This is a genomic window from Paraburkholderia phosphatilytica, assembly GCF_003443895.1.
Lineage (GTDB): Bacteria > Pseudomonadota > Gammaproteobacteria > Burkholderiales > Burkholderiaceae > Paraburkholderia > Paraburkholderia phosphatilytica.
The window spans coordinates 38,214-53,789 of sequence record NZ_QQOA01000030.1; the positions used below are offsets into that span (position 1 = coordinate 38,214).

A 15,576-nucleotide genomic window follows, 5' to 3' on the forward strand; every position below is an offset into this window, starting at 1 on the left:
TATTGCCGCATCGCGAAAGCGCGTCGCATCGACGCTTTGCTCGTTACGACCACCGATGCAGCTCATTCTACCATACAAGTATGTGCACGGTACACACCCCGCACCCACATTGGGAGACATCGAAAACCATGACGTCCGCCACCCTGCCCCTGCTCACCCGCCGCGCGCTGCCGCAACTGCGCGCCCACACGCTCTCCGACAGCTGGCGCGAGCCGGGCATCGGCATCGTGCACTTCGGTATCGGCAACTTTCACCGCGCGCACGAGGCGTTGTTCACCGAGGAAGCCGTGCTCGCCGCGGGCGGCGACTGGAGCATCTGCGGCGTCACGCTGCAGGGCGACGTCACGAAGCGCGACGCATTGATGGCGCAGGACGGGCTCTATAGCGTCGTCGAGCGCGGGCCCGAGGGCGAGCGCGTGACGGTCGCACGGATCCTGCGCGAAGTGCTCGCGTTGCCGCACGACCGTGCCGCGCTGTTCGCGCGCCTCGCCGATCCGCTGGTGCGCATCGTGTCGCTCACGGTGACCGAAAAAGGCTACTGCCGCGACACCACCACCGGCGACATCGATCTGTGGCACCCCGACGTCCAGCACGACCTGCAATCGCCGGACACGCCACGCACGATGCCGGGCCTGCTCGTCGCCGCGCTGCGTGCGCGCCGGGCCAATCCGTTCACCGTGCTGTCGTGCGACAACCTCGCGCACAACGGTGCCGCACTGCAGCGCGTCGTCGTGTCATACGCACGGCAGCTCGACCCTGCGCTTGCCGACTGGATCGACACGTCCGTCGCGTTTCCGTCGACGATGGTCGATCGCATCGTGCCGGCCACGACAGACGCCGAGCGCGCATCGGCAACTGCGGCACTCGCGCATCGCGATGCCGTTCCGGTGCCATGCGAGCCGTTTCGCCAGTGGGTCGTCGAAGACCGCTTTCCGGCGGGACGTCCCGCATGGGAGCAAGTCGGCGCGCAGCTCGTCGACGACGTGACGCCGTTCGAATTCGCGAAGCTGCGCATGCTGAACGCGACCCACTCGACGATGGCGTATCTGTCGATGCTCGCCGGCTTCGAAACTATCGACGTTGCAATCGCCGATCCGGCGATGCACACGCTGATCGACACGATGATGCGCGACGAGATCGCGCCGACGCTGCAGGTGCCCGCTTCGCTCGATCTCGACGCGTACCGTCACGCGCTGCTCGCCCGCTACGCGAACCCGGCGCTCAAGCATCGCTGCGCGCAGATCGCGATGGACGGCAGCCAGAAGATTCCGCCGCGTCTGCTCGGCACGATCGCCGCGCGCCTCGATGCGAACCAGCCGTTCGCGCGGCTCGCGCTCGCGATTGCCGCATGGATGCGCTTCCTGCGCGGCGTAGCCGACAACGGTGAGCGCTTCGAGATCAGCGACCCGATGGCGGCGCGGTTGACTTCGCTCGCTGCATCAGCGGGCACATCGCACGATGCGTTGATGCAGGCGTTGCTCGGCGTGCATGAAATCTTTCCTGCGGAACTGGCCGGCAATGCGCGGTTTCAGATCGCGCTGCGTGACACGCTCGCCGAACTCGAACGCGGCGCGAAACACGCGATTACCAGGTACGCCTGATTTTCCTGAACACGCGGCGCGCCTTCGTCCGAAGCTCGCCGCTTTCACATCAACCTAGCGCCGCGCCGCCGGCGACCCACCCGCAATCGTCGTCACGCCGATGATCAGCGCGCCATAGAAGATCGCGCGCACGCCGGCATCGGCGCCGCTCGCGTTGAGCAGCGCATTCACAAGAAACAGGAAACACGCCGCGCCCCACACGCCCGTTGGGCTCGCGCGTCCGCCCGACACCTGGGTGCCACCGATCACGACCACCGCGACGGACAGCAGCATGTAGTCCGCGCCCATGTCGAGCGTCGCGCCGCCGGAGAACGCAGCGAGCAGCAGCGCCGCGAACGCGACGAGCAGCGAACACGCAACGTAGGTCGCGCAACGTACCCACTCCACCCGCACGCCGGCCAGGTTCGCCGCGCGCGCGTTCTGCCCGACGGCGGACAGACTGCGTCCCTGGACGAGCCGGAACAGCACGATGCCGATCAGCAAGGTTGCCGCGAGCGCAAGGAACGCGAGGCTCGACACGCCGGCCACATGGCTCAGCGCGAAATTTTCGAGGCCCGGCGGCGGCGCCGCGCTGCCGCGCCCAAGACTGATCGCGATCGACTGCAACACGAAGCTCGACGACAGCGTCGCGATGATCGGCGGAATCCGCAACAGCCGGATCAGCCCGTAATTGAAGAGGCCGATCGCAATCCCGGTGCCGGCTGCGGCCGCAATGCCGACGATCAGCGCGCTGTCGTGCGCTGCCATCGCATGCATCGCGACGCCACCTGAAAGCGCAATCGTCGCGGGAATCGACAGGTCGATGTTGCCGGGCCCGCTCGTCACCACGAGCATCTGGCCGAGCCCGACCAGCACCATGAACACGACGAACGCGGACGCGGCGGACAGCATGTTGCCCGCGGTGCCCACGCCGAACGACAACATCGCGGCAACACCGACGAGCAGCGCGCCCGCCACGGACCACAGCCACGGCAGATCGCGGAACGTACTGGACTTGATCATCGGCGGGCTCTCCGGTTGCGGAACACGAGGCGCAGCGACAGCACCACGATCAGGATCAGCCCTTGCAGGCCGATCTGCCATTCGGGCGCGATCTGCAGGAACGACAGGAACGACGACGCCAGCGTCAGCGTGAGCGCGCCGAGCACCGCGCCGATCGCGGACACACGGCCGCCGACGAACTCGCCGCCGCCGAGAATCACGCCCGCTACCGAAAGCAGCGTATAGCGCAGCGCGATATTCGCATCGGCCGACGTCGTGAGACCGAGCAACGTAAGTCCCGAGCACACGCCGAACAGACCCGCGCAGCCGAACAGCAGCGCCTTCGCGCGCACGATCGACCAGCCGAAGCGACGCATCGCGGCCGGGTTGCCGCCCACACCGCGCAGCGCGACGCCTGCCGGCGAGCGCATCAACAGCAGGTGCGCGCCGATGCCGATCGCCGCGGTCCACAGCAACGGCGCAGGGATCAGCGGCGCATGGAAGCCCATCAGCGTGCCGAGCCACGTGGGGCTCGTGCCGCCAGGCGATGGCAGCAGCAGCACCGAAGCGCCGTTCCACACGAACGACAAACCGAGCGTGACGACCACCGACGAAATGCGCCGCGTCTCGATCAGCGAGCCGACCAGCGCATACAGCACGACGCAGCCCGCGAGCGCGAGCCAGCCGAGCCACGGCGTGCGCGTGAGCAGCGTCGCGCCGATGCACGCGACGAGGCTCACGAATGAACCGATCGACAGATCGAGCTCATTCGCGGTGATCACCGCGAGCTGCGACAGCGTCGCGAATACGATCGGCACGCCCAGATTGAGCAGCATCACCATGCCGAAGTAACTCAGCGTATTCGGCTGGATGATCGCCATCGGGATCAGCACCGCCAGCAGCGATACGAACGGCAACGCCGCGCGCAGATCGATCCGCCGTGCGGCCGCGCGCGGCGAGGCGTGGGTTCCCGTATTCGTGCTCATGCGTTCACCTCGTCGAAACTCGCGGACAGCAGCGCCTCTTCGGTGCATTCGCTCGCGCTCAGCACGCGCGTCACGCGGCCCGCGCGAAACACGTACGTGCGGTCGCAGTACGCGAACTCGTCGTTTTCCGTCGTGTACCAGAGGAACGTGCGGCCCTTCGCCGCCTCGGCCTGCAGCAGGCCGTAGATTTCCATCTTCGTGCCGATGTCGACGCCGCGCATCGGATCGTCCATCAAAACCAGTTCGGCATCCGAAGCAAGTGCACGCGCGAACAGTACCTTTTGCTGGTTACCGCCGGACAGCGCGAGGATCGTGTCGGTGGGTGCGGCGCCGCGAATGCCGATGCGCTTCGTCCACGTGTCGAAGCGCTCGCGCAACGCATCGCGGTCAATCCAGGTCTTGCCGTTCGCGTCGAACAGGCTGCGAATGTCGAAGTTCTGCGCGATGGTCCAGTCCGCAAAGACGCCGTCCGCGCGCCGGTCGCCGGCGACGAACGCGACCTTCTGGCGCGCGCCGCGGCGGCGCGCCTGCTCGTAGATCGCGAGCAGCGCATCGGTCTGCCCTTGCCCGGCCAGACCCGCGAAGCCGACGATGCTGCCGCGCGCGGCTTCGATCGTCGTCTGGCCGCGCGTGCCGCCAAGCGTCCAGCTGAAATCGGCGCGATGCGCGGCCTGCGCGGCGCGCTGCGGTGTAGCGGCAGCGCCTTCGGTGAACTGCCCCATCGCGCGGATGATGTGCTCTTTCTCGAGATTGCTCGCGGGCAGCGTCGCGACAATCTTGCCGTCGCGCATCACCATCACGCGATCGGCGCTGCGCAGCATCTCTTCGAGCATGTGGGTGATCAGGATGCAGGTCACGCCCGCCGCCGCGCGGTCGCGAATGTACGCAAGCAATTGATCCGCCGTATAGCGGTCAAGGCTCGAAGTCGGCTCGTCGAGAATCACGAGACGCACCGGCGCGTCGACCTGCGCGAAGCCGCGCGCGATCTCCACCATCTGCTGCTGCGTGAGCGACAGATCACCAACGACGTCCGTACCCTTCAGCCCGTGACCGGGAAAGATCGCGTCGAGCTGCGCCTCGATGATGCGCCGCGCCTGCCTCCGCCAGCCGAAGCTGCGCAGCTGCGGATGCACCGCGCGCATGTTCTCTTCGATCGTCAGGTTCGGGCACAGCGACAGTTCCTGGAACACGCAGCGGATACCGAGCGAACGCGCGGTGGCCGCATCGAAACCCTGCGCGTGGCGTGCGCCGTCCATGTCGAGCGCGCCCGCGTTCGCGCGGCGCGCGCCGGACAGCACCGACATCAGCGTCGATTTGCCCGCTCCGTTGTGCCCCGCGATCGCCACGCACTCGCCGGCCGCGAAATCGAAGTCGACACCCTGCAGCGCGCGTACGCTGCCGAACGACACGTCGAGCGCGCGCACCGACAGCAGTGGCGCGCCTCGCACGGGCGCGTCCGCTTGCGGCCCGCTCAACTGCATGCTTTCGGATAGATTCATCGATCGCCACGCATGATTGACTACAGGAAAAACGAAAGCGCACCGGCAGCTTCAAAGCCACCGGTGCGCGACTGCAACCGCGCTTACTTCTTCGTGCCTTCGACCATATCCACCACCTGATCGCGCGTGAACACGTTGCTGGCCACCGTGCCGGGCGCTGTTTTCGGCAGCACCGTCGCGAGCGAATCGGGCGTGACGGTCAGCGTGGGCAGCGACATGTCGTGCGGCAGCTTGTTGCCCGCGAGAATCTGCTGCGCCGCCCAGAATGCAAACGTCGACGAGCCCGGATCGGCCGCGATCGACATCGTCTTGTACGTGGCCACACCCTGCGACTGCCACCACGCGAGCTCTTCCTGGCGATTGCCGAGGATGATGGTCGGCATCTTGCGGTTCGCGGCGCGGAACGCCTGCGCGACACCATAGCCGTCGCCGCCCTGCGTCACCACCGCGTCGATCTGCGGCAACGACGGCAGGATGCCGGCCACCTCTTTCTGCGCGACCGTCTGCGTCCACTGACCATACACCGAGCCGACCATCTTCATGCCTGGATACTTCTTCACCTCGTCGACGATGCCCTGGTGAATCTCGTCATCCACCGACACACCGGCAAGACCCCGCACTTCGAGCAGATTGCCCTTGCCGCCCAGTTGCTTCGCAAGGAAGTCGACCTCGGTCGCGCCCATCTTGTGGAAGTCCGCCCCGATCCGGTATGCGCACGGTTCGGTGACGATGCCGTCGAACGACACGACGACGACGCCCGCGGCGCACGCCTGCTTCACTGCGCCATTCAGCGCGGTCGGCGACGCGGCGTTGATGACGATCGCCTTGTAGCCCTGCAGCACGAGGTTCTGGATCTGCTGCGCCTGCTCGGTGGCCTGGTTTTCCGCGGTGGTGAACGCGGGCGCATCGGCGATCAGGCCGGCCTTCTTCGCCTGCGTCGCGACCTCGGCCCAGCTCTTCAGCTGCTGCTGGCGAAACGTGTTGCCCGCGTAGCTGTTCGATAGCGCGATCTTGTCTTTCGACGTATCGCCGGTCGCGACCGCCGCGACTGCCGCGGTGCTCACCGCGACGAGCGTGAGGGCGGCAACGCGCGCCAGCTGTGAAGGGATCAATGCCACTTGTCGTCTCCTGATGTCGTTGGGTCGCCGCCCGGGTGCCGTAAGCGTGGTGGTGCCAAGCGCGTGCGTGCGCGTGGTGATGAAGCGTCGGCTGTCGTCGGGGCGCGCGCATGGATCGCCACGGTTCCCGATGGCTGAATCCTATGTTACAACCTACTACCATACAAGTAGGTGTTTTTCCGAATCTGTCGGACGAAGGGTCTCTGGATGCGCGCGGCGCGCCCTACAATCCGTACGTTTGTGGACTTTTGCGTGAGCCAACGCATTCGCTTACGCCGACGCAACATGGAGCCGATCGCATGACGAGCCGCACGCTGGTGTTCGCAGGTAGCCTGACTCGCGCGGTGCCGCATTTCGCCGCGGCGCATGGCACAGGCATCACGTCGTTCGCTTTCGACGAGACGACGGGCAAGCTGACGCGGCTCTCTGAAACCGGCGGCGTCGACAATCCGACCTATCTCGCGCTGCTGCCGGCACGCGACATGCTCTATGCGACGAGCGAGGTATTCGGCAAAGCGGAAGGCGCAATCAGCGCGTTCGATATCGATCGCGACACTGGCGCGCTGACCGCGGTCGGCGAGCGTCATCCGACGCGCGGCAGTCTGTCCGCGTACTGCACGACCGATAAGGAAGGCCGTTATGCGTTCGTCGCAAACTACGCGCACGAGACGCCGGGCGAACAGCCGGGGCGGCACGTCGTGAGCTTTGCGATTCGCGACGACGGCACGCTGTCGCCGGCAGTCAGCGAGTTCACACATCGCGGCGCGGGGCCGCGCGCGGATCGCCAGGCGGTGCCGCACGCGCACTGCGTCGCCGTGGCGCCGGACAACCGCTTCGCGCTCGTCACCGATCTCGGCACGGACTCGATTGCGACCTATCGCATCGATGATGCGGGCGGCGGTTTGCAGGTGTGGTCGGAAGCCAGGACGTTACGCGTCGCGCCGGGCAGCGGTCCGCGCCATCTCGCGTTTCATCCGGATGGCGCGAACGTCTATCTGCTCGATGAACTGGACAACACGCTGTGCCGGCTCGGCTACGACCGTGCGAGCGGCACGCTGCGGCTGTTGCAGACTGTGGAGGGATTGCCAGAAGGCACCAGGCCGAGCGCCGCCGCGGACATCGTCGTATCGAACGATGGCCGCTTCGCGTATGCGACGTTCAGAGGGGAAGACAGCGTCGGTGGATACGCGCTCGCCGACGATGGCGCGATTACCGGCTGTTGCGGACATCATCCCGCGGGCGGCAGGACGCCACGCGCCTTCACATTGTCGCCGTCGAATCGCTTCCTGCTGGTCGCCGCGCAGGACAGCGACCGGCTGGTGGTGTGGCGGCGCGATCCGCACACCGGCGCCCTCGTCGAAAAGGCCGACGAAGTGGAAATCGGCACGCCGATGTGCGTGAAGGCAATGCGCTTCGACGTGTAGCGCGAACTACGTGCGCGCCTCGCTGCGCGACGACGTCACGCCGGCGTCCGTGGCATCGGCGGCCTCCACTTGAGCAACGCCCGCTTCCGTCACTTCGGAGAGGTCGCGGCCACGCGTTTCCGGCAGCATCAACGCGGCCACCACCACGATCACGTACGACAGTGCCGCGCACAACCCCATCGCCGCGCCGAGCGGCATCGTTGCACTCAATACGCCGACGAGCGTCGGCACCACCGCGCCGACCGCGCGACCCGCGTTGCCGCACAGGCCTTGCGCGGACGCGCGGATGCTGGTCGGAAACAGCTCGGCGATGTATGCGCCTGTGCCCGCCGCGGTACCGGACTGCAGCGTGCCCAGCACGAAACCGAGCAGCAGCGCCATCGTCAGGCTGATCGGCGCGAACGTGTAGATCGCGACCGCCACCGCCTGCAGGCAAGCGATCGTGATGAACGTGCGACGCCGGCCGAGATGGTCCGCCATCCAGCCGTTCAGGAACGCGCCCGAGAACGAGCCGAGAATGTTCAGCGAGAGATACCCGCCCACGTGATTGATCGACAGGTGCAGCGACAGCTTCAGGTACGCGGGCAGCCACGTGATCATCACGTAATTTCCGCCGTAAATGCCGAAGGTAAGCAGGATCGCCTTGAACGTCGTCGCGCGCAGCGACGGCGAAAACACATGCCAGATGCTCACGCGCTGCACGTCGGTCTGCGCGCGCGCCTTCGCGTACACCGGCGCCTCGGTGATATTGCGGCGAATCCACAGCACGAGGATCGCGGGCAGCATGCCGACGCCGAACAGCACGCGCCAAGCGACGGACGGCGGCAGGAAGTCGAACACCAGCGTCGACAGCAGCACCGCGATGCCGTAGCCGACCGCCCAGCCCGCCTGCAATGCGCCCACCACGCGGCCGCGCACTTCGCGGTTGATCGTCTCGCTGATCAGCACCGCGCCCACCGCCCACTCGCCGCCGAAGCCGAGACCCTGCAGGCTGCGCGTCACGAGCAGTTGCCAGAACGAATGCGTGAACGCGGACAGCAGCGTGAAAGCGGAGAACCACAGGATAGTCAGCTGCAGGACCCGCACGCGGCCGTAGCGGTCCGCGAGAATCCCAGCGCCCCAGCCGCCGAGCGCGGCCATGATCAGCACCGTCGTGCCGAGCAGCCCCGCCTGCGCGCGAGTCATGCTCCACAGCGCGATCAGCGTCGGGATCGCGAGCGCGTACATCTGCGTGTCCATCGCGTCGAGGCCCCAGCCGCTGAAGCACGCCCAGAAGGTGCGCTTCTCGTTGCCGGACAATTGGGTGAACCACTTCGGCATTGCCTGTCTCCTTGCTTTATGTCGTTCTGCGCCCGACTCAGCGCATCATTACTCAGCGCATCATTTTTTCAACGTATCGACCAGCTTGCGCCAGTCGAACGGGACGGTGGCGTCGTACGCGATTCCATGCGCCGCCATCGCATCGACCGTCGCGTCCTGCAGCCGCGCGGTCGCGTCGCTCATCAGCGGCGCAATACCCGCTTCGCGCAGCGTGTCCGACACTTCGCGCATCTCGGCCGCGCGGCGGCGGCCATGTTCGGCCACGCGGCTGATCAGATACCCCGCCGGGTCCGCGTCGCGTTGCAGCTTCGCGAAGGTTTCCTTCAGCGACGCCAGCACCAGTTCTTCGGCGCCATACGCGCGCGCGGCGCTCAGGCATTCCACCGACAACGCCTCGATGCCCTTGATCATCACGCTGCGACACATCTTCACGGCCGACGCGACGCCCACCTCGGTGGCAATCGCGGTCGCGTCGAAGCCAAGCGCCTGCAGCGCGGGCGCGAGCTGCGCGGCTTCGCGTCCGCCCAGCAGCATCGGCACGCGCAGCCCGTATGGCGGCACCGGCGCCATCACCGCGGCTTCGACGAACGCGGCGCCGGCCGCTTCGATCACCTGCCGGCCATGCTGCTTCGTCGCGGGCGACACCGAGTTGATATCCATGAACACCTGCCCGGGACGGATGAAACGCGCCGCCGCCTCCACTACTTCGGCATCCGAACTAGCGGTGACTGCCGAGATCACGAGCTGGCCCGCGCCGACGCAGGCCTCGAGGTTCGCCCTCGCGATCACGCCGGCGTCTTCCGCCTTGAGGCGCATTGCGGCGCCCTCGGGGCCATCGAGCTTGATGTCCCACATCGATACGGCGACGTCCTTACGCGCCAGTTCCGCGCCTAGAATGCCGCCCGCTTCGCCGAAACCGATCAGCGCGACTGTCTTGATGTTGTCCATGGCAGATTGGGTTCCCTGAATGAAGACGGGACAATCAGAGCCCGTCGAGCGATTCCACGTATTGCAGCCCTTTCGCCGCGAGCTTGCCGCGCATCTCGTAGTAGTCGAGACCCAGCACGCCCGACGACAGCACCGCGCGCGTCTTCTCTTCCTTCGCGAGACGCGCGGTGGCCGCCTGCGCAACCGCGCCCGCCGTTTCGCGCGGCACGATCACCACGCCGTCGTCGTCCGCGACCACCACATCGCCGGGGCACACCAGTTGCTGCGCGCAGACCACCGGCACGTTGACCGAGCCGAGCGTTTCCTTGACGGTGCCTTGCGCCGATACCGCTTTCGACCACACCGGAAAATCCATCTGCTGCAGCGCCCGCACGTCGCGGCAACCCGCATCGATCACGAGGCCGAGTACACCGCGTGCCGCGAGCGACGTAGCGAGCAGCTCGCCGAAGTAGCCGTCCTCGCATGGCGAGGTGGGCGCGACCACGAGGACGTCGCCCGCGCGGCATTGCTCGACGGCAACGTGCAGCATCCAGTTGTCCGACGGCGGTACGAGCACGGTCACGGCCGAGCCGGCGATCGAGCGGCCCGCGTAGATCGGCCGCATGTACGATGCGAGCAGCCCGAGGCGTGCCTGCGCTTCGTGTACCGTTGCCGACCCAGCCTGCTGCAGAATCTCGATGATCGACGCGTCCGCGCGTTCGACCTTCGTTACCACGACGCCGCGCTTCATGACAGATCTCCAACAACCCGCGGCGTGACGCGCTGATAGCCTTCCGCGTATTCGATCGCGCGCTTCGACGTGATGCCGATATTGCGCTTCGCCTGCACGCCGCGCTGCAACGCGACGCGCGTGTAGTACTCCCAAAGATGCTCCTGGCCGGCCATGCACTCGATCGCCTTGCGCTTCACGTCCCACACTTCGGTGATATCGAGGAAGGTGTCCGGCACCCACTCGCACTGCTCGGTCTGATGCGGCTCGAACGCGTACACGGGCGGCGCGCCGACCACTGGCTGGCCGGGATTGTGGCCTTCCGCCTGCGCGATGATGCGCGCTTCCTGCGCGACGTGCATCGCGAGCGGATGGTCGAAGTTGTACGGGTCTTTCAGCGAATGGCTCAGCACGAATGCAGGCTGCAGCTCGCGATACACCTCGACGAGGCGCATCAGCGCATCGTCGGTCACGCGCAGCGGGTAGTCGCCGAGATCGAAGAACTCCACTTCCGTGCCGAGAATGTCGGCCGCGCGCAGCGCCTCTTCGCGCCGTGCGTCCTTCACCTTCTGCACGGTCATCTCGCCCTTGCGCCACAGCTTCGCCGATTCGCCGCGCTCGCCGAACGACAGGCACACGACCTTGACGCGATAACCGTTCCTGCGATGCAGCGCGATCGCACCGCCCGCGCGCCAGACGAAATCGGCGCTATGCGCGCTCACCACCAGCATCGACTGATTGGATGACATCGTTGAAAGTCCTGTCCGGATTGAAATGAACAGGGCGATTCTAGGACCGATGCGCGTGCCAGGCCCTTTCGAAGGACCCGCAATCCCCTTCTCTTCTATTTATCGATGCTGTGTTTCGATAAGCGATTTGAGCATCCACAGCCATGCTGGACAATGCTTTCACGGCGATGCGAGTCGAAACTAACCTTATGAGACAACGCGCGACGAAATCAGGCGGCGGCCGCGCCGCCGCCGTCCGCGACGACTCCAAACGGCACTGCATGCGCGGGATCGCCATCGTCGCCCATCTCCCGCACCACCTGCCGCAGGAACTGCATCAGCCGTTGCGCGGCCGGCGCCGGCTGCGCGTCGGCGCGCAGCATCAGGCCGATTTGCCGCTCCGTGTGCGGCAGGCGCACGGGCAGCGTGACGAGCTCGCCGGTATCGAGCTCGTGCTTGAGCTGATGCGCGGACATCGCGGCCACCATGTCGGAGCGCGTCAGCACGCCGCGAATCAGCGTCGAATCGCCGGACTCGATGTTCGGCACCGGCGTATCGAGCCCCTTCGTCGCGAACAGGCGCTCCAGCATGCGCCGCGCCGGCGACTGCGAGCGCGGCATGATCCACTGCTGCTGCGCGACCTGCGCGAGCTTCAGGTTCTTGTGGTCGGCGAGCGGATGACCGCGCCGCGCGAGCACGACCATGTCCTCGGTCCACAGCGGTTCGCCGACGAGGCCGCTCTCCGCCGACCATTGCCGCAACGCGCCGAGAATGAAGTCGACTTCGCCCGAACGCAGCCTCGCGAGCAGTAGCTCGTACGCGCTTTCGTCAGTGACGATGCGAATGCCCGGATACGCGTGGCTCAGTCGCGCGAGCGCTTCGGGCAGCACCGACGAACGGCACAGCGGCAACGCGCCGACGTGCACCGTGCCGCGCACGCTGCCGTGCAGCGCCGCGAGATCTTCCGGAATGCGGCGCAGCTCGTTGAGCGCGCGCTGCACGTGCAATGCGCAGACTTCGCCTTCGGCCGTCAGCAGCAACCCGCGTCCGCTGCGATAGAAGAGCGGCACGCCCGCGCCGGTTTCGAGCACCTTGATCGCGGAGCTGATGGCCGGCTGGCTCACGCCGAATGCGCGCGCGGTGGTCGGCATATGGCGGTCGCGCGACAGCTGCACGAAGATCTCGAGGCGGCGCGTGTTCAGCAGGCACGAAGCCGGCGCGTTCGCCGCGGCCGCGCCGCCCGGCGTCGTGCGCGGAATCAGCACGCGCGTGAGCGTCTGCAGTTCGTCGAACACGCGCGTCGCGCGCGCGGCCACGCATTCGCCGCTCGCGGTGGGCAGCATGCCCGAGCTCATGCGCTCGAAGAGCGGCATGCCGAGCACGTCCTCGAGTTCGTGCAGCGCGCGCGTGATCGCGGACTGCGCGCGAAACAGCGACTTCGCCGCGCGCGCGGCGCTGCCCGCCGACACGACCTGAAGAAACACCTTCAGATGCGTGAGGCTCAACAGCTCGCTGGAAAAGACGTCGAGTTCTTCCATTCTTCAAACGCTACGGTGGCGCGCGCTGGCCCGCGTGAACGGGCGCAACGCGACGCGGTGGATATACTGATGTGCGACGCTCCGGCCATCGCGGCCGAAGCGCGAACCAACACATTCGACAGGAACGGCATGAGCGTGACGACGCAACAGGCGATAGTGCAGACCCTCCGGGAGCGGGTGCTGAGCGGCGAACTCGCGCCGGGCGAGCGCCTCGTCGAACTGCAGCTCGCGGAAAAGCTCGGCGTGTCGCGCACGCCGCTGCGCCTCGCGCTGAGCGTGCTCGCCACCGAGGGCCTCGTCGAACGTTCGGCCGGGCGCGGCTTCGCGGTGCGCCGCTTCACCGTCACCGACGTGCTCGATGCGATCGACGTGCGCGGCGTGCTCGAAGGCCTCGCCGCGAAATCGATTGCCGAACACGGCCTGACCGATCAGCTCGCGCAGTCGCTCGACGCTCTGCTCGCCGAAGGCGACCGCCTGTTCGCGCAGGCCGCGCTCTCCGACGAAGACGCGGCGCATTACGCGGAACTCAACGGCCGCTTCCACGCGCTGATCGTCGACGCCGCGGGCAACCAGGCGCTGCGCACCGCGCTGCAGCTCAACGACCGGATCCCGTTCGTGTCGCCCGCCACCGTGGTGTTCGACCGCGACGCGAAGGAGCGCCAGCGGCAGATGCTCGCGTTCGCGCATCGGCAGCATCATTCGATCGTCTCCGCGCTCAAGTCCGGCGAAGGCGCGCGAGCGGAAGCGCTGATGAAAGAGCACACGAACATCTCCAAAGAAAGCCTGAACCTCTCGGGAAAGAAACTGCATCCGCTGATGTTCGTCGCCTGAACGGCACGCGACGGTTTCGACGAAGCACCCGCTCCCCACCTTCTGCCCTGCCTTTCGACCGGCCTCGGCGCATTGCCAAGTAGCCGGTCGAGCCTTCATTTTTATTTATCGGTAGCGCGCCGGCAAGACGTCCGCCTTTCCCGGTCTTGCGCGCCCCAATTTCTCTGACTGTTATCGCCCGCACCTCACTCGGGATACAAAAGCCGTTGTTTTCCAAGCATTTGCAGGTAGTCCACGCCGCATCGTGAACGCTGATCCGATGCCGCCCAATCCATGTAAACCCTTGAATATTCAACAGACGTAGTGGACATTAGCGCCGGATCCGTCGCATTTCAACCACTTTCTGAAAATCCCGCGTCGGACTATATTGGATCCCATGCACCGGAACCGGGCAGTCGCCGCAGACTGCTTCCGCGTCGCGCCGCAGCGCCCGAACGAGGGTCGTCAGGGCTTATTGCGGCGCGCAAGGCCGCAGCGCGGCCGCACATGGACAAGACGAAGGGAGACAATGCGACGCAAGGCCCGACGTCGCGGCGCCCGGTTATCACATTGAAGCGCACCAAGGACAGTTGCACATGGCCAGAATCATCGGCGGAATCGGAACCTCACACGTACCTACCATCGGCCTCGCGTACGACCGCGGCCGGCAGAACGATCCGGCATGGATGCCGCTCTTCGAAGGCTACAAACCCGTGGCCGAGTGGCTCGCGCGCAAGCAGCCGGACGTGCTGCTGATGTTCTACAACGATCACGCGAACAGCTTTTTCTTCGACTGCTATCCGACCTTCGCGCTCGGCGTGAGCCCGACGCACGAATTCGCCGACGAAGGCGCGGGCCCGCGTCCGCTGCCGAACATCGCCGGCCATCCGCAGCTCGCCGCGCACATGGCCGACTGCCTCGTCAACGACGAGTTCGACCTGACGATCTTCCAGGAGCGTCCGCTCGATCACGGCGTCAATTCGCCGCTCACGCTGCTGTGGCCGCATGAAGGCGGCTGGCCGGGCGCGCTGGTGCCGTTCGAGATCAACGTGCTGCAATATCCGCTGCCCACCGCCGCGCGCTGCTACAAGCTCGGCCAGTCGCTGCGCCGCGCGATCGAGAGCTATCCGGAAGACCTGAACGTGGTGGTGGTCGGCACCGGCGGCCTGTCGCACCAGGTGCACGGCGAACGCTCCGGTTTCAACGACGAAGCGTGGGACATGGAGTTCCTCGACCTGATCGTGAACGACCCGGCGAAGCTCGCCGCGATGAAGCACGGCGACTACATCCGCCGCGGCGGCGCGGAAGGCGTCGAAGTGATCATGTGGCTCGCGATGCGCGGCGCGCTCGGCGACCGCGTGACCGAAGTCCACCGCAACTACTACCTCGCGACTAGCACCGCGATGGCCGTCACGGTGTACGAAAACGCCGGCGAGGAGAACGCACGATGAATCCGCAACTCGAAGGCATCGGCGACCTGCGCGGCACCTACCCATTCGACGTGCTGCAGAGCGTGCACACGCTGCGCCTGAACCGCTTCTTCTGGCGCATGCGCGAAAAGGACTGGCGCGACCGCTGGCTCGCGAACCGCGCCGATACGTACGACGAAGCCGGCCTCAACGCGGAAGAACGCAAGCTGGTCGACGATCAGGACTGGATCGGCCTGATCCGCTATGGCGTGTGCTTCTTCGTGCTCGAGAAGTTCGCGCGCGTGGTGGGCGTGTCGAACCTCGGCATGTACGCGTCGATGCGCGGCGAAACGCTCGAAGCGTTCCTGAAGACACGACGCGTGCCGTCCGCCGCCTGACCCGTCGCACCTCGCGCTGCGCAATGAACGATCGCGCTGCGCGCGCGGCCCGCCGTTCCCGGCGCGGCCGCAGCTGCGTCTGACCGTTTCCCGAAGTCGATCCGACA

The 15,576-nt window shown here is 66.5% G+C and carries 14 protein-coding genes; 5 read left to right on the top strand and 9 right to left on the bottom strand.

What is annotated here, in order from left to right:
- Positions 1-128: 128 nt before the first annotated feature.
- Complete coding sequence (locus tag DVS29_RS26190; protein WP_118183430.1) at positions 129-1,601, top strand: mannitol dehydrogenase family protein; 1,473 nt, start codon at positions 129-131, stop codon at positions 1,599-1,601.
- Between the two features lie 54 nt (positions 1,602-1,655).
- Here the strand turns inward: DVS29_RS26190 and DVS29_RS26195 are convergent, their stop codons facing one another.
- The 4 genes from DVS29_RS26195 to DVS29_RS26210 all read right to left on the bottom strand — a co-directional run bounded on the left by DVS29_RS26195 (position 1,656) and on the right by DVS29_RS26210 (position 6,179).
- The gene (locus tag DVS29_RS26195) at positions 1,656-2,603 is read right to left on the bottom strand and encodes an ABC transporter permease (RefSeq protein WP_118183431.1); all 948 of its coding nucleotides are present in this window, start codon (positions 2,601-2,603) and stop codon (positions 1,656-1,658) included.
- On the bottom strand, positions 2,600-3,568 hold the full coding sequence (locus DVS29_RS26200) for an ABC transporter permease (RefSeq protein WP_118183432.1): 969 nt from the start codon (positions 3,566-3,568) through the stop codon (positions 2,600-2,602). The genes DVS29_RS26195 and DVS29_RS26200 overlap by 4 nt, the downstream gene beginning before the upstream one ends.
- Positions 3,565-5,049, bottom strand: coding sequence for an ATP-binding cassette domain-containing protein (locus DVS29_RS26205; protein ID WP_420816166.1), 1,485 nt, complete (start codon positions 5,047-5,049; stop codon positions 3,565-3,567). Before DVS29_RS26205 ends, DVS29_RS26200 begins: the two co-directional genes overlap by 4 nt.
- 101 nt (positions 5,050-5,150) lie before the next feature.
- Complete coding sequence (locus tag DVS29_RS26210) at positions 5,151-6,179, bottom strand: ABC transporter substrate-binding protein (RefSeq protein WP_420816167.1); 1,029 nt, start codon at positions 6,177-6,179, stop codon at positions 5,151-5,153.
- Positions 6,180-6,484: 305 nt separating this feature from the next.
- Between DVS29_RS26210 and DVS29_RS26215 the strand changes: the two genes are divergently transcribed.
- Positions 6,485-7,609, top strand: coding sequence for a lactonase family protein (locus DVS29_RS26215; RefSeq protein ID WP_164707988.1), 1,125 nt, complete (start codon positions 6,485-6,487; stop codon positions 7,607-7,609).
- A 6-nt stretch (positions 7,610-7,615) separates the two neighbouring features.
- Here the strand turns inward: DVS29_RS26215 and DVS29_RS26220 are convergent, their stop codons facing one another.
- The 5 genes from DVS29_RS26220 to DVS29_RS26240 all read right to left on the bottom strand — a co-directional run bounded on the left by DVS29_RS26220 (position 7,616) and on the right by DVS29_RS26240 (position 12,852).
- Positions 7,616-8,929: an MFS transporter gene (locus tag DVS29_RS26220; RefSeq protein ID WP_118183435.1), complete on the bottom strand. Its 1,314-nt coding sequence runs from the start codon at positions 8,927-8,929 to the stop codon at positions 7,616-7,618.
- Positions 8,930-8,989: 60 nt separating this feature from the next.
- Positions 8,990-9,877 (bottom strand): NAD(P)-dependent oxidoreductase, encoded by an 888-nt coding sequence (locus tag DVS29_RS26225; RefSeq protein ID WP_118183436.1) that lies wholly within the window; start codon positions 9,875-9,877, stop codon positions 8,990-8,992.
- Between the two features lie 34 nt (positions 9,878-9,911).
- Positions 9,912-10,607 carry a 4-carboxy-4-hydroxy-2-oxoadipate aldolase/oxaloacetate decarboxylase gene (locus DVS29_RS26230; RefSeq protein ID WP_118183437.1) on the bottom strand — a complete coding sequence of 232 codons (696 nt, stop codon included), beginning with the start codon at positions 10,605-10,607 and terminating at the stop codon, positions 9,912-9,914.
- Positions 10,604-11,335: a PIG-L deacetylase family protein gene (locus DVS29_RS26235; protein WP_118183438.1), complete on the bottom strand. Its 732-nt coding sequence runs from the start codon at positions 11,333-11,335 to the stop codon at positions 10,604-10,606. The genes DVS29_RS26230 and DVS29_RS26235 overlap by 4 nt, the downstream gene beginning before the upstream one ends.
- A gap of 209 nt (positions 11,336-11,544) precedes the next feature.
- Positions 11,545-12,852: a LysR family transcriptional regulator gene (locus DVS29_RS26240; protein ID WP_118183439.1), complete on the bottom strand. Its 1,308-nt coding sequence runs from the start codon at positions 12,850-12,852 to the stop codon at positions 11,545-11,547.
- 129 nt (positions 12,853-12,981) lie between these two features.
- Here DVS29_RS26240 and DVS29_RS26245 point away from each other — a divergent pair, with 129 nt between their 5' ends.
- The 3 genes from DVS29_RS26245 (at position 12,982) to DVS29_RS26255 (ending at position 15,469) form a co-directional block, all read left to right on the top strand.
- Positions 12,982-13,683 (top strand): GntR family transcriptional regulator, encoded by a 702-nt coding sequence (locus tag DVS29_RS26245; RefSeq protein WP_118183481.1) that lies wholly within the window; start codon positions 12,982-12,984, stop codon positions 13,681-13,683.
- A 575-nt stretch (positions 13,684-14,258) separates the two neighbouring features.
- Positions 14,259-15,113 (top strand): gallate dioxygenase, encoded by an 855-nt coding sequence (locus tag DVS29_RS26250; RefSeq protein WP_118183440.1) that lies wholly within the window; start codon positions 14,259-14,261, stop codon positions 15,111-15,113.
- Entirely contained in the window at positions 15,110-15,469 is a 360-nt protein-coding gene (locus tag DVS29_RS26255; protein WP_118183441.1) for a protocatechuate 3,4-dioxygenase, read from the top strand. The genes DVS29_RS26250 and DVS29_RS26255 overlap by 4 nt, the downstream gene beginning before the upstream one ends.
- Positions 15,470-15,576: the final 107 nt, after the last annotated feature.